The organism is Sphingobacterium sp. BS-2 (genome assembly GCF_046161205.1).
Classification (GTDB): Bacteria; Bacteroidota; Bacteroidia; order Sphingobacteriales; family Sphingobacteriaceae; genus Sphingobacterium; species Sphingobacterium mizutaii.
This window is the reverse complement of the sequence record NZ_JBIXGO010000019.1, coordinates 261,047-276,675: the sequence shown is the minus strand read 5'-3', so window position 1 is coordinate 276,675 and position 15,629 is coordinate 261,047. Positions and strand designations below refer to the sequence as shown.

Sequence of the window (15,629 nt, the reverse complement as noted above, 5' to 3'; positions counted from 1 at the left end):
CGCACAGGCATCGGCATTCTATCCATTTTTCCGCCACTGGAAATGAGCCGGGGGCTAAAGGACTTCCTGCGGAAGGATTGATGTTTGTGTTTTTTGCGAACCCCCAGCGTGGGTGAATTATTTTTCTGAAAATCCCTTCTTAATTCATTTCCAATTCTGAACGTATAGTGAAGGATCTGTACGGTCATCCCCCTAAAGGCTTTGTCATCTTCAATCGAAGATTGAAGAACTGTTTGCCAATTCAGCAATGATGTTTTTCTTTTTGAAGGTTTGCTTTAATTCGAGATCCTTCGAATGAACCTCAGCAAAAAAACCTTTACTTAATGACATCCCCCTAAATACATGAAATAATGTAAATTTGAGACATGGGAAAAAGAATGCTTATCATCGGTTTGGTATGGCCTGAACCAACCTCCTCTGCGGCTGGTTGGAGAATGTTGCAACTCGTGGATCTATTCATTTCCCAAGGATTTGAAATTACCTTCGCCTCTGCAGCCAGTAAATCTGAACATAGCTTTCCGCTAGCAAGCAAAGGCGTAATGGAAGTGGAAATCAAACTGAACGATTCCTCCTTTGATGAATTTATCAAAGAACTAAATCCTGATGTGGTGCTTTTTGATCGCTTTATGACCGAGGAGCAATATAGCTGGCGAGTGATGCAGACCTGCCCTCAGGCAATACGCATTTTGGATACTGAAGACCTTCATTTTGTTAGGCAAGCACGCCAAGAAGCCTATAAAAAAGGGCAAGAGTTCAACAGTGAGATGCTCTATTCCGACTTAGCGAAGCGAGAATTGACTGCCATTTACCGTTCAGATCTCAGCCTAATCATCTCCGGATTTGAGATGGAACTTCTTCAAGATGAATTTGCCATCAGTCCACAGATTTTAATCTATGTACCCTTCCAAATCAAACAGCAGGAACAAGAACTTTTAGGATATCAGGATCGAGAGCACTTTACCTTTATCGGCAACTTCCTGCATGAACCCAATTGGAAGACCGTCCAACGCATCAAGGAAATCTGGCCTGCGATCCGAAAGCAATTACCAAAAGCGGAAGTGCATATCTATGGGGCATATCCCAGCGATAAGGTTTGGCAACTTAACCAACCCAAGCAAGGTTTCCGCATTATGGGGAGGGCAGAGCATGCCATAGATACCCTAAAAAAATACCGCATTTTATTGGCTCCAATACCTTTTGGGGCTGGATTGAAAGGCAAGTTTATCGATGCTCTTTTTGCAGGAATTCCCTCTATCAGCAGCAAGGTCGGTGCAGAAGCCATGTTCAAGGATCAGGAATGGCCAGGCTATATTGCAGATGAAACCGAGGAAATTGTTGACAAAGCCGTCTCCCTGTATCAAGAGCAGCAAATTTGGGAAGCAGCGTCCAATAGATCAAAACAGATATTAAGGAGCTTGATCGACCCTAATTGGGGGAAAGAGCTGACCGATGCACTCGAAAAAATCCAGCAAAACCTCGAAAGTCATCGTCGGAAGAACATAATCGGCCAGATTCTGTGGTCCAATCAATTCCTTTCCAGCAAATACCTATCCCAATGGATTGAGGAAAAGAACAGGAAATAAAAATCACCGCCGCCCGAGCGGAGTCGAGGGCAGGATTCGAGATGCGCTCAGCAGGCGGAGAGGGAATGTGGCTTCGACTCCGCTCAGCCAACGGATGGACCAAGATTATTTTCCCCTAGAAAGGTATCCAGTTTTCGTAGGGGCGTTTCGCAAACGCCCGCCTCATATAATTCTAAATTAACATCAGCCTGCAGGCTGAATGAAACTCATCACGAAATCATTAAACACAATATGTTCAATAAAAACCCCATCGGGGTTTCATTATTTTAGTATAGGCGTATGGTTCTTTTTCTACAATTATTCATGTTGGGTAGAGTTCTTCTTTCTGCAAAAGTTCGTATTGGCGTACAGGTCCTTGACCTGCGGTCAAGAATGACAGGCGGTTTGGGGGGAGAACCGTACAGATTCTTCACTTTGCGTTCAGAATTGAAAGATTCCTGAGAGGGATTCAGAGTGAAACTAAGAATTTATTTTTTTGGATTGGTGTCATCGAAATCGTAAAATGAGAAAACTATTTTTGGTTTGTATTCTATGAATGTGGCTTCGATGCCGCTCAGCCACCATCTGCTTTCCACTTAAACAAAAAAAAGGCACACCCGTAAAACGCATGTGCCAGTTCTCAAAATTAAGTTTAACCTAACGTCTCGTAAATACTATTGTTCTAGTTGTTGTACCGGTTACATTAACACCAGTGAATTTCTTGATTGAACCAATCAAGCTCTCTTGGATTTGATAAGTTACTCCATCAAAAACCAATGTTTTCTTTTCTGGCATTGAATAAGGGATTGCAGGTGCAAAATTTGCGTCCTTCAGCATAATGTATGCATTGTTGTTTGCTCTGAATTCGATGTACTGTGTTTCATCGTCACCTACCAAGGTATCCACCTCAGGTTCTTTACCCTCTTCTTTGGTAGTTTCCACTACGGAAAACCACTTGTTTGCACGAAGTAAATTCAATGCAGTATCACGTTCAGCATAGTTCAATGTCTCCTTGCTACAAGAAGCCAATCCTATTGCCATTAACCCCAAAATCATTAACTTTTTCATAATGCTTGTAATATAGTTTCTTTTAAATTTTCAATTTACTCCTCGGGCATACTTCCAATCTTTATGCCAAGAACTGTTAAGAAAATGAATTGAGCTAACCGGGAAGTATAAAAAAATATCGGTTTTCAGCTCAAAACCAAGTGAAAACAGTGAAAATTGGATAAAAAAATTAGCAATGAAAAATATTACCAGAGCAGAGAGCTTCCCTGGAGTTAACTTAAAAAAAACACTTTCAGAAATTTTAATTTCTTGCTTTATAATATTTTTTATAACTTTTAATTAATTATTATCGCTTGATAAATTTTTAATCAATTATATAAAACCGACCCAAATGGACAAAAGAGTAATATATACTTTGCTTTTAATTTTTTCTATCAACCTATCCTTCGCACAGCAATACTTCGTATTAGAAAAAAACACAGATGAGTATCAAACAAAAAATTATGAACTAAACAGCAAGAACCTCTATGGCATAGATAAAAAGATATATCTCTATAATTTATTATTCGAGGATCTAATGCATAAATCTAGCCCTGAAAAAACGTTAGTGCTATTCTCTGTTTTACCATCTGCGGAAAATAATAATGATTGGGAAGAGATTGGCTTGGACAGTATCCAGAATAAAATTATTTCAGTAGGGACATTGAGGCAATTAAGTGATCAATCGCTTTATAAGAGAACGGATTTAAAATATGGATCGACAACGAAATATTGGAACAATTATAAAATCATTGTTGAAAATTCAGGCAAGTATTATTCCCCTAAAAACTGCTTACTGCAATTTTATGCGATTCAAAATAGGATTGACGTATTTAACCACCCTTATAACAGCATTGATCTTTCCCAAGATTTCCACAGCATGGCAGAGGTTAAAAAACTATATACTACGACCCAAAACAATTCTTTTCCAGTGGACCTACCTCCTAATGACAAATACTTTGACACATTGAGGGAACGTCGTGAATATCTATCCAAAAAAATCTTGATTGACCAACAGGCCTATTATCAATTTTGGACCTTCTCAGATTGGGGACGGATATCAAGCAAGGTTACTAAAGACCCTCATAAAGTCTATTTTGCTTACGAAAGAGGTATAGATCGTTTTCTCTATAGCCCTTCATGCCTGATAGTGGGCGGCTCCTATGATTTTTATTTCTATCATTATCAAAATGAATTTGGAATAAACGCAGATGTATTCCAAAAAAACATAACCGATGAAAAAATAATGATTGCCCTCTAATAGCAAATTAATTCGCTATTGAGGACTGTTGTTTTCGATGATATAACAGATAATACAAAACCAATGTCAAGAGGATCAATCCGCTAACGATCAAATACATATTTGCGTAGCCAAAATAGGAAGCCACGACGGCCAGAGCAAAGGCTCCCAGTCCAAATCCACTATCGTAAAATAGAAAGAAGGTCGCGGTTGCCGATCCGGCTTTGTCCACTGGACTTAATTTGATGGTGATGGTTTGGAAACTTGGGAAAATAGCGCCATAAGCAACGCCTAAAATTACACCCGACACTAAGATCTGGAGCATGGAAGTTGCAGAGCCCATGATCATCAGACCAAGGGCAAATATGATCAGTGAAGGGATAATCAAATAACTAGGCCCTTTGGAATCCAGTAATTTCCCTATAATAGGACGGGTAACCATGATACTGATCGCAAAGGTGATAAAATAGTACATAGCCGCTGCCGGTATTCCTAACTCGCTGGTATAAACAGCCATAAAGGAGATAATGGATGAATAGGAGAATGCAAACAACATGGCAGATATGCATACTGGGACGGCCTTCATTTCTATAAAATTTGAAAAACTGAATTTCTGCTTCCCAATTGCAGTGCGTATAGAAGGATTTGCTGTTTCAGGATTCTTTATGAACAAGGTCAACAGCCAACTAATCACGGAGAAGATTGCTGCAACGAAGATCAACACCTCAAAGCCAAAAGAATTTAAGATATATAAACCCAAAGCTGGCCCCAGCACCATGGAAAGGCTCATCGCCAAGCCATAATAGCCAACTCCCTCGCCTTTTCGACTATTGGGGACCATTGTAATGGCCATAGCCGCATGTGCGGTAGTGGAAAGTGAATGGAATACACCATGTATCATCCTTACGATCAATAAAGGCACAATGGCATGGATCCCAAGGTACATAAATGAACAGATCACAAAGAGGAACATGGTCAGGATGGAAACCTTTTTTGAACCAATCCGATCTGAAATCACCCCAGAAAATGGACGCAACAGCACAATCCCGAGAAGGTAGATAGAAACCACCAAACTCATGTCTCGGGCAGTACCCCCCATATGCTGTTTGATCGCCAAGGGCATGGAAGATAACAGCATGTAGAAGTTTACAAAAAGAAAGAAACAGCCTAAACAGGATAATATAAAATCCCGTGTCCAAATTTTATTTGTATTCATATTGAGGCACAAAGGTCCCCAAATATTGCTAGCTATTTTTTATATAATTGGACATATATTATATATTTCTAGCCAAACCTTTATACCTTTGATTTTATTATGGAAAAGGATTTTTTAAAATGGGTAAGTACAGAGGACAATCAGGTCCTGACTTTTCAAATGAAACCTGAGCATTTTGATTTCCATTCGCACGCCAAAGCACAACTTACTCTTTTAGAAGGTGGAATCACCTATTTACATACCCAAGAAAAGGCTTACTTTATCCCTTCCTATCACTATGTTTGGATCCCTCCACATTTGGAACATAAATTTAGCCATCAGCGTGAACAACATGTCCTGGTGAGGAACTTATACATCCCATTAAATAAAAAACAGCTCAAACCTTTCCATCAGGATATCGGGATTTTCCCAGCGCATCCCTTGATAATAGAAACCCTCAAATTTTGTGGAACTTCAATTTACACTAAAGGACAGGAACAATACAATTTCCTTTATTCCTTGGTACAGCTACTTCCTCAATTGAGTCCTATGCGGTTCAGCCTATCCTTGCCAACTTCCAATCAGCATCAACTAATGCCTATACTTTCCTATATCAGCAATCAGCTCCACACAGATTTACGATTAGAGGTCATTGCTAAAAAATTCAACCTTGGAGTCCGAAGCTTAAGCCGCTTATTTGAGCAGCATTTACATACTTCTTTCTTACAGTTTGTCAAGACTGCCCGGATAATCCGATCCATTGAATTGATCCTTGCAAAGGAAAAAAGTATCAGTGAAATAAGTTATGCGGTTGGCTATAAGAGCATCGCTTCATTTTCCAACACGTTTCTCCAAACCACAGGCAAAAGACCCACGGATTTTGCAAATGATTTGTTACTAAAATAGAATTTAGTGTTGCAAATACACTATATAACGGATTGAATTGTTATATTTAGTAAAACTATAATTTTATGAAAACATTAAAAGGTCCGGGCATTTTCCTAGCCCAATTTATAGCTGATGAGGCACCATACAATAATTTAGAAACTATTAGTAAATGGGCAAGTTCATTGGGTTTTAAAGGTGTACAGATCCCGACTAATGATCCAAACTTCTTTGATGTGCAGAAGGTGGCGGAAAGCAAAACTTATGCGGACGAAATCAAAGGAAAACTTAAAGAACAAGGTGTTGAAATCACGGAGCTATCTACTCACCTTCAGGGACAATTAGTGGCGGTCCATCCTGCTTATGATAAACTTTTTGATGGATTCGCTCCTGAAAAATATAGAAATAACCCTAAAGCCAGAACTGAATGGGCTATCGACCAATTAAAGTTAGCGGCCAAGGCTTCTGCTAATTTAGGTTTGAATGCACATGCGACCTTCAGTGGAGCTTTGTTATGGCATATGGTCTACCCTTGGCCTCAACGTCCAGCAGGTGCTGTGGAAACAGGCTTCAAGGAATTAGCGAAAAGATGGCTTCCTATCTTGGATGAATTCGATAAAAATGGCGTGGATGTTTGTTACGAAATCCATCCGGGTGAAGACCTACATGATGGTGTAAGTTATGAACGTTTCTTAGAAGCAGCAAACAATCACCCTAGAGCATGTCTACTATATGATCCATCCCACTTATTGCTGCAGGGAATGGATTACCTGAGTTATATTGATCACTACCATGAACGCATCAAGATGTTCCATGTTAAAGACGCGGAGTTCAACCCAACGGGTAAACAAGGTGTTTATGGGGGCTATTCAGGCTGGGTGGAACGCGCAGGAAGGTTCCGTTCATTAGGTGATGGACAAGTTGACTTCAAGGGAATCTTCAGTAAATTGGCTGCTTATGATTTTGATGGATGGGCAGTCATGGAATGGGAATGTGCCTTGAAAAATTCGGTTGATGGCGCGACTGAAGGGGCTCAATTTATCAAGAACAACATCATCAAAGTTACCGATAAAGCATTTGATGATTTCGCGGCAACTGGAGCTGATGAAAAATTCAATAAAGAAATATTAGGTATTTAATAACCTATAAAATATTAAATCGGAAACAGTAGTAGCCCCAAGCTGCTACTGTTTTTTTATGGCTATCGATCCGATCTAGGAGAATTTAATCAAGAACGAAATCTTTGGCAATAAAAATGACCAATTTTTAATCCAAGAAAATTCCTAAAGAAGTTCTTGATCTGAATTGTACCTTATTCGGGACACATTCGAAATTTCAGCAATATGTCTCGAATATGGGTAAAACAAATCTCAAAGAACCTGCCCTGTCAAAACTCTGTTTTCAACCAAAAACCAAGAAAATTTTTGTATCAAAAAAGCTCGTTTTACAGTTTTTTTAAACTCCCAATTTAGCTTCTATTCTATCCTTTTTAGCTTAATTATTAAGCATTTAATGAAAATACAATTTGTCATAAATTGTTGTTATTTTAATTATTTCACATTTTTTAACAACAAAAAAGGTTTGTTGTCGTTTAGTTAATACGTATCAATGTAACAAAATTGATATAATGCTAGTCAAAAAAGCACTAATCCTTGTTCTCGCGACAAGCTTTGACAAGCAACACATGAGCGGAATTCTATTAAGAAAATTACCCTGATAAATAATTAACATATGACGCAAATCCTTTACCGTTCGCTTTTCTTAGCATGTGCTCTCATGCTCTTTGTCCATCAAGGACGGGCAAGCACAACAGAAGAGAATCACAAACTAGAAACAAACTTTAAAATCAATCCTCACCTCCATTCCATTGACTCCTTAGATATCATTGGTAAGATTACTGACTCTACAGGCACAGCCATTGAAGGCGTAGTCGTTACGGAGCAAGGGACCACAAACAGTGTACTCTCCAATGAAAATGGCGAGTATAAGATTGCTGCCAATCCGAATGGCATGTTAGTCTTTTTAAAATCGGGATTTGCTACCCAGGAAATCCATGTCAACAATCAAAAACAATTAGATGTAAAGATGCTGGTTGCATCTCCAGAAACGGAAGCTGCTGAAGCGGAAGGGGCTGAACAAACAGATAGTTCGGCTACCCAAACGGATAGCACAACTGTATTGCAGGATAGCAGCCAAGTCCAAACTGATAGTACACAAACAGCCGTTGTGACGGACAGTACGGCACAAAGCGATCCGACTGTTGCGGCCCCATCGGGACAAAATGTGGTTACAGGTACGGTCAACGGTCCTTCGGGTCCCCTTCCCGGAATTACCGTGAAGGTAGTCGGAACGGATCTAAGTGCCAGTACGGATGAAAATGGTAAATTCCAGATTGCCGCCGATGCAAAGAGCAGAATCCGTTTTTCATCGGTTGGATATAAGACCATTACCCAAACGGTGGGTAACCGAAAGGATATCCAAGTCGTGATGGCGACAGAAACCAATACGATCGAATCCGTTCAGGTCGTAGCCGTAGGTTATGGTACGATGAAAAGAGCAACCCTACCTACCGCTGTATCGAGTATCGGTGCCAATGAAATTGAAGATGAGGTATTGCCAAGTGTAACCCAGGCTATACAAGGTAAAGCAGGAGGTGTACAGGTTACCCAAAAATCAGGTTCGCCGGGTGGAGGTATCAGCATCCGTGTGCGTGGTACGACTTCCATCAATGCCAGTTCAGATCCACTATATGTTGTAGACGGAATCCCAGTGAACAGTACAACCAACTTTACCGGGGGCTCGACCTTTGATTTTGGTGGTGGTACCCAAGGGATCAATGTGCTGTCATCCATCAACCCTTCGGATGTTCAATCCATTGAGGTCTTGAAAGATGCAGCATCTTCATCCATCTATGGTTCCAGAGCGGCCAATGGTGTGGTATTGATCACGACCAAAAAAGGTCTTGCTGGACAAAGCCAGTTTACTTTCAACATGTATGAAGGTTTCTCCCAAGTTCCTAAAGAAAGATATTATGATTTCATGAACACGGCGCAATACCAAGATTACATGAAAGATTACTATAGAATCCTGCAAGAGCAGGATCCATCAAAACCTATTCCTGATCAAATCTTTGCTAATCCTGGTATTGATACCGATTGGCAAAATGCAATTTTCAGGACTTCTCCGACCAGGAACTATGAGCTGGCGGCAAGTGGAGGTAGCGATAAAACCCAGTATTATACTTCGGTTGGTTACATGAAGCAAGGAGGAGTATTGCTGTCTTCAGATTTTGACCGATTAAGTGGCCGGTTGAACTTAAACCATCAACATAGTGATAAGTTAAGGTTTGCGACTTCGATCAATTTGACCAGAGCTACAAACCACCGTGTACAGGAAGAGAATTCGAAAGAAGGATCGACCAAATCGGGAATCTTCTCTCCGCCAAATATCCCGGTATATGATCAGCAAGGCAATTATTACTATGACCAAGTGCGCTTGACCAGGGAGAATCCGGTTGCCATGCTGGAATTGCCAACCAATAAGGCGCAGACCTACCGCATCTTGGCAAATGCCAGTGCAGAATACAATATTATCCCAGAATTGATATTGAAGACCAGTTTTGGTACGGATTTAAGTTTTATTGATGAGACCTTCTTTATGCCTCCAACTGGACTGCGTTCATACGCCAGTCAAGGTGGTATAGGAGCTAGCAGAAGTACTCGTGACCAATTATGGATCAATGAGACCACTTTGACCTTTGACAAGACCATAGGTGATCATTATATCAATGCCTTGGGAGGTTTCTCTGTTCAAGGATCTCGTTTAGAGTTTACCCATGCACAAAGGACCGGATTCCCGAACAATGATATACCTTATGTAACTGCAGGGGGTGTGATCACAGGAGCCAATGCTTACCCTGAAGAATGGGCTATTGCATCGGGCTTTGCTAGGGCATCTTATGTATACAAGGACAAATATATCATCAATGCGAATGTACGTATGGACGGTTCATCCCGTTTCGGTTCTGATAATCGTTGGGCAGTATTCCCTTCGATGGCTGCAGCTTGGAGAATTTCGGAGGAAGATTTCTTGAAAGACAACAGTACGTTCAGTGACTTGAAATTGAGAGCCAGTTGGGGTATCACCGGTAACCAGAACATCGGAAACTACGCCAGCCGTTCCTTGTACTCCAGTGGAAACAACTATATGGGCCAAGCAGGCTTTATTCCAAATGTTCTTGGTGACAAGGGCTTGAAATGGGAGACCACTAGACAATGGAACGTAGGTGTCGATGCAGGTTTCTTCAACGATAGAATCTCCCTATTGGCAGATTACTACTACAAGAAGACCTCTGACCTACTGATCGGCCTTCCGATCTTGACGAGTTCAGGATTTATCAACCGATTCACGAATTCAGGAGATATTGAAAACAAAGGTTTCGAGTTTGAACTGAGCAGCAAAAACTTGGTTGGAGAATTCAAATGGAGTACATCCCTGAACATGACTTTCAACAGGAATAAAGTTTTGGCATTGCCAGAAGGACTGACTGAAATGCGTGGTGGTGTTGGTGATCTGAACAGAGCGGTACCAGGGATGCCATTAGGAGTATTCTACGGATGGAAAGCATTGGGTGTAAATCCAGAAACGGGTATGATCGATTATCTAGGTAAGAATGGTGAGGCTGTAGCGCCTACAAACTACGAAGACCATGTGATGATCGGAGACCCGAATCCACAGTTCTTTGGTGGTATCAGCAACAATTTTGAATACAAGAATTTTGACTTGAGCATTCTAGGCCAATTCTCTTATGGCAATGATATCTTCAACTATAACTTGGCATCAGGCCTAGAGGGATTCAACCCAAGTTCTAACCAGTTTGTTGATTTTGTGGACAGATGGCGTGAACCAGGGGATATCACAGATGTTCCAAGACCAGCACCGGGAAGCTTAGATAACGGAGCGGTATCCTCACGATTTGTAGAGGATGGTTCATTCTTCAGGATTAGAAATATCACTTTAGGCTACTCGCTACCTAACGAGGTTGCGGAACGCATCAAAATGAAGAGATTACGTTTTTATGTAACCGTTCAGAATGCATACGTATTCACAAAATATAGAGGATATGACCCTGAGGTAAGTTCTAGCCACGGTGGAGCAAACACAGGTTTAATTTACGGTTATGACTATGGAAGTTATCCACAACCGAGGATTTTCACAACAGGTATTAACTTAACTTTCTAAGAGTCGCAAATATGAAAATGAAAAATAGAATATTATCCATATGTTTCCTTGCATTGACTGTGGTTTCACTGAGTTCATGCAACAAATTTTTAGACAAAGACCCATTGGGGCAGATTGCAGAAGATGAGTTTTTCAACTCGGAGACGAATGCGAATGCTGCCGTAATCGGAGCATATAGGACCATGACCAGTCCTTTTTCCTATGGTCAGTCCACCTTGATCGTACCTGAATTTTCTGCTGTGCATGTAAGGCATTCGGCAGTTTATCCAGAATATGAGACCTTCGCAACCCATGAGATCCAGGCCATCAACCCATGGACCTCTAACATGTGGCAAGCTTTGTACGCAACGATCAATGCGGCAAACAATGTGATTGATGAGGTCCCTAACATGGATGGGTCCATGATCTCGGAAGAAAAGAAAAACATCTTTATCGGAGAGGCGAAATTTATACGCGCCTTGAATTACTTTTTCTTGGTCAGAGCCTTTGAAAGGGTTCCGCTTAAATTAAAAGCGACAAAGGAAGGCGATGACATCAAAACTCCACAGGCCAAAAAGGAGGATACCTATGCTCAGATCGTCAAAGACTTGACTGAGGCTATAGCTGCCTTGCCAAAGGAAAACCCATATACTGGTGATGCCGGTCGTGGAAGGGCTTCCCATTGGGGCGCTAAAGCTTTATTAGCTAAGGTTTACCTATATCAAGCAGCCTATACCAATGATTATAAGAAAGCGGCTGACTTGGCGAATGAGGTCATAACATCGGGCGGTTTTAGTTTGGTGTCAGACTTCAGTACCATCTGGACAACCCAGAATACCAATGAAGCTATCTTTGAATTGCAGTTTGATGACCAGGTGACCAATCCATTGGCAGCAGTAGCCAATGATAATCCATCGGTCTTATTCTTTGCTAAGGACTCGACAGTCCTAGACTTGTATGATGATGCGGATAAGCGAAAAGCATTTACCATCAAGAAGGGAAGCAATAACAATTACTTCATGGGCAAGTTTCCTAACTTTTCGCCTTCCAGCCAAAATGTAACGGTGATCCGATTGGCGGAATTGTATTTAATCCATGCCGAGGCTAAAGCGAGAGTAGATAATAGTGTCAGCCAAGCTGCATATAATTCATTAAAAATGGTACAGGATCGTGCCGGCGTAACCAAACCAATTGGTTCCTTTGGCAGCCTTGCAAATTTCATCACTGCCGTTCAAGAAGAAAAGGAAAGGGAGTTGATGTTTGAAGGCGAGACCTGGTTTGATTATGTGCGCACAAAATTGGCGATGCAAAAGTACAAGACATTAACCAAGGAGGAGTTTATGATCTATCCAATACCTACAGCCCAAATATCTTTAGGTGGAGGATTGACACAGAATCCAGGTTATTAGTAAATAAATGATTCATGGGAAAGGAGGCTTAATGGCCTCCTTTTTTTATGCGCTTACTTATCCTGCACCCGATATAGTTTATCCCGGTCGACGATATAGATATGTTCCTTATCTAATGCATAAATAGCATGGGATTCTCCGATAAAAGTGGAGGAATCGCTGAGCAATAATGGCTTCAATTCCATATTTTCTCTATCCAACCTATAAGCAAAAGCAGTGCGTCCTTCGTCATTATCGGAAGCTGTACTGGTGACATAGATATCCTCGCCTATTCCGGTAATATCTGTTAGGGTCAAATAATCCCCTTCATTATACATTTCAATTGGATTGAAAGGCTTGGGGAAATCCAACCTTGTCCAGTCTTTGGCAAAGTCGCTGGATTTCCAAAAGGACCTTGAACCTACCGCAAACAACTCATTGGGATTGACCAACCAGAGGGATCGAATGGTCGCATCTGCATCGTAAAGCATCTTGGAGCTGATGTCCTGCCAAGTTTTGCCGGCATCTGCAGTAAAATAGCTGATGCCAATGGTATCATCCAAAATAAGCCAGTTCTCTTGATCCAACATGGAGACTTCTACCAGGGCATAATCCTTTAAAATAGATCCTTCCAAATTTATCGCTTCCCAAGAGCTACCGGAATCTTTGGTCAATAGCATGATAGGTCTCCCGTTATCTTTCCTTTGCCCTACTGCAACTCCAAAATTATCATTTAAAAAGCGGAGCTTAAACCAAGTTATGCCCGTCGCATTGGGGAATAATGTTTGGGAATTGAAGACCTCCCAATTTCCAAAGTCCTGATCGGCTCTGAAGATATATTTGCTTTCTCCTAATACAAAGATGTGGTCCTTGGTCTTTGCGATACTGTGAAAGGCATTTGCAAACCTAGAGAAGTCCAAAGCCTGCCAGGATTTGCCTTCATCCTTGGTCGAACGGATACTGAGATTGGTACCACCTACGATCAGCCCTTTTTGAGGGGTAAGGAACAATACATCATTGAAAAAACTAAAGTTGAGGTCGTCGTTTTGATAGAGGATATCGGCTTCAGTACCATTGGCGGCGTTTTTGATCTTAGAGGGATTAAATGGAATATCAAATTGATAATTATCCTTCTCGGTTAATTCAGGAACCTGATCGATTGCTATATAATTTTCTGTGACCTGCGCCTTGCATGAAGTGCAAAACGAAAGTATGAGAAACGACATCAAGAAGGTCTTGAAAGCCCAATTGATAGTTAACATGATTTTCATAGGCTAGATTTTTTATGAACCCACCTCTTGCAGGAAGGATTCCAAGTCACTTTCTTTGGAGAGACCGAATTTCTGCTTCAATCTATATTTAAACATCCTGACAGACTGCGCTTCAATGTGCAGAACCTGGGCAATCTGCTTGGTAGACATCTGTAAATAGATATACGCACAATAACGCAGATCTAAAGGCGTGAGTTTTTGATTCGCTTTTTCGATCAGTTGGGAGAAGAATGTCGGATGCAATTGCTGGATCTGCCATTTGATATCCTCAAAATCTGCATTCAATAAGGTTTCTTCACGCAATAGTTTCTGGATATCGCGTGGGTCGCCATCTTGCAGTTTGGACTGGATCTGTTTGAGCATATCATTTTTATGCTCAATGATCAAGGAATTGGCAAGAGCCTCTTTTTGCAGCTGTTGGTGTTTCAGTTCTAATAGGTCTTGCTCTGCTTTCAACCTTGCTTGCTCTTCTCTTTCCAGCTTAACCTGCATCTCGGCATTTAACTCAGCGTCTTCTTTTTCCATCGCTAGTTTCTTTTCACGTTCAATGGAATAACGAAGTTTGAAGTGATAGGACCTGAACATAAATGCCAAGCCCAGGGTGGCAAGAATGGCTAAACCGCCATATAGATAATTCTGTCTTTGTCGCAAATCGGCGGTTTCACCCAATAGCTTTAATTGCTGGTCTTTTTTCTCGGTTTCGTATTGGATCTCCAGTTTTTGGGAATTGGTTATCTGCTCCTGATCGAAATTCTGTTTTAAGACGCTTTCCGACTTTTTCTGGTAGTTAAGGGCTGATGTAATATCTCCTTTTTTCTCAGAAAGGTCCGCAAGATGCTTATAGAGCAGATATTCCAATCGGAACAGGGAATTATCCCTTCGTGAATCCAGTCGACTGACCCCTTGGATAAGATATTGTTCGGCTAATGCGATATTACCTTCCTTAATGGCGAAATCGCTTTTGATGCCGTAGATATTGATCCATCTACTGAACCTAGCACGCTCGTTTTTCAGTTCTATTTCCGCTTCATCAAGGTATTTATATGCTTGTTCTTTTCTCTTTGCAATTGGAGCCTTGTCGAACTCCAGGTAATAGTTTGCCAAGTTGATGGAGGCGACCACAAAGGTATTGCTGCTCACCTCAGCAGGGAACTGTTCAAAGAGTTGATAGGCTTTTTCTAAGTGGTAGAAATTGCTGTCGATATCTTTTTGTTCATTGGTTTTTCTATATCTGTTTAAGTATACGCTAGCGTAACCTAGATGAACATTGGCGATATAGTTTTTGTTGTTGGTCTTTTTGGCGTATTTATCACATTCTTGGATATAATGCTGCATCTTATCGTTTTCATCCCAACCTGTGTAAGTTGCATAGATCAGGTAATTGAAATAATAATTGAGATTATCTACATTTTTTTCATTTTCCAAAAGCTTTAGGGCTTCCTTAGAATCCTTGATCACTTCATCGGTCAAGTTCAGGTAACTGTTCAAAAATGCTCTTGCCCGCAGTGCCATGGCCCTGCTGACCGGGCTATTGGTTTTATCCAATTGCTGGATGACGATATCTACCGCTTGACTCCCCAGTTTCAAGCTGTCACGCTCCAACAATATCCCGCTTTTGAAGGTGTTCAGATAGATGAGATCATCCGGTCCATTGGCTGGATTCTTCAAGGCTTGGTTCAGTATTTCTAAAGATTTATCGTCCTGATTTTTCAGGTTTAGGAGCTCCACTTGCTTAACCACATCCTCAGTACCATCGAGTAGACTTTGTCCCCATACGGTTACGGTATTTAGCAAAAGAAAAAGGATCAGGGTATTTCTCAT

The 15,629-nt window shown here is 41.0% G+C and carries 10 protein-coding genes; 6 read left to right on the top strand and 4 right to left on the bottom strand.

Annotation, left to right across the window (positions count from 1 at the left end):
- The first annotated feature begins 365 nt into the window (after positions 1-365).
- Entirely contained in the window at positions 366-1,583 is a 1,218-nt protein-coding gene (locus ACK2WI_RS13070; RefSeq protein WP_409151268.1) for a glycosyltransferase, read from the top strand.
- A 636-nt stretch (positions 1,584-2,219) separates the two neighbouring features.
- On the opposite strand, the gene ACK2WI_RS13065 is transcribed toward ACK2WI_RS13070, so the two are convergent.
- The gene (locus tag ACK2WI_RS13065) at positions 2,220-2,630 is read right to left on the bottom strand and encodes a hypothetical protein (protein WP_093100105.1); all 411 of its coding nucleotides are present in this window, start codon (positions 2,628-2,630) and stop codon (positions 2,220-2,222) included.
- A gap of 331 nt (positions 2,631-2,961) precedes the next feature.
- Here ACK2WI_RS13065 and ACK2WI_RS13060 point away from each other — a divergent pair, with 331 nt between their 5' ends.
- Entirely contained in the window at positions 2,962-3,870 is a 909-nt protein-coding gene (locus ACK2WI_RS13060) for a hypothetical protein (RefSeq protein ID WP_409151267.1), read from the top strand.
- 7 nt (positions 3,871-3,877) lie between these two features.
- On the opposite strand, the gene ACK2WI_RS13055 is transcribed toward ACK2WI_RS13060, so the two are convergent.
- Complete coding sequence (locus ACK2WI_RS13055) at positions 3,878-5,065, bottom strand: MFS transporter (RefSeq protein ID WP_409151265.1); 1,188 nt, start codon at positions 5,063-5,065, stop codon at positions 3,878-3,880.
- A 99-nt stretch (positions 5,066-5,164) separates the two neighbouring features.
- Between ACK2WI_RS13055 and ACK2WI_RS13050 the strand changes: the two genes are divergently transcribed.
- From ACK2WI_RS13050 to ACK2WI_RS13035, 4 genes are all read left to right on the top strand, one after another.
- On the top strand, positions 5,165-5,950 hold the full coding sequence (locus ACK2WI_RS13050; protein ID WP_409151263.1) for a helix-turn-helix domain-containing protein: 786 nt from the start codon (positions 5,165-5,167) through the stop codon (positions 5,948-5,950).
- Positions 5,951-6,015: 65 nt separating this feature from the next.
- Entirely contained in the window at positions 6,016-7,068 is a 1,053-nt protein-coding gene (locus tag ACK2WI_RS13045; RefSeq protein WP_093100099.1) for a sugar phosphate isomerase/epimerase, read from the top strand.
- A 592-nt stretch (positions 7,069-7,660) separates the two neighbouring features.
- On the top strand, positions 7,661-11,170 hold the full coding sequence (locus ACK2WI_RS13040; RefSeq protein WP_409151261.1) for a SusC/RagA family TonB-linked outer membrane protein: 3,510 nt from the start codon (positions 7,661-7,663) through the stop codon (positions 11,168-11,170).
- A 17-nt stretch (positions 11,171-11,187) separates the two neighbouring features.
- Entirely contained in the window at positions 11,188-12,558 is a 1,371-nt protein-coding gene (locus ACK2WI_RS13035) for a RagB/SusD family nutrient uptake outer membrane protein (protein WP_409151259.1), read from the top strand.
- A 53-nt stretch (positions 12,559-12,611) separates the two neighbouring features.
- On the opposite strand, the gene ACK2WI_RS13030 is transcribed toward ACK2WI_RS13035, so the two are convergent.
- Entirely contained in the window at positions 12,612-13,808 is a 1,197-nt protein-coding gene (locus tag ACK2WI_RS13030; protein ID WP_409151258.1) for a WD40/YVTN/BNR-like repeat-containing protein, read from the bottom strand.
- Between the two features lie 12 nt (positions 13,809-13,820).
- Positions 13,821-15,629, bottom strand: coding sequence for a hypothetical protein (locus ACK2WI_RS13025; protein ID WP_093100094.1), 1,809 nt, complete (start codon positions 15,627-15,629; stop codon positions 13,821-13,823).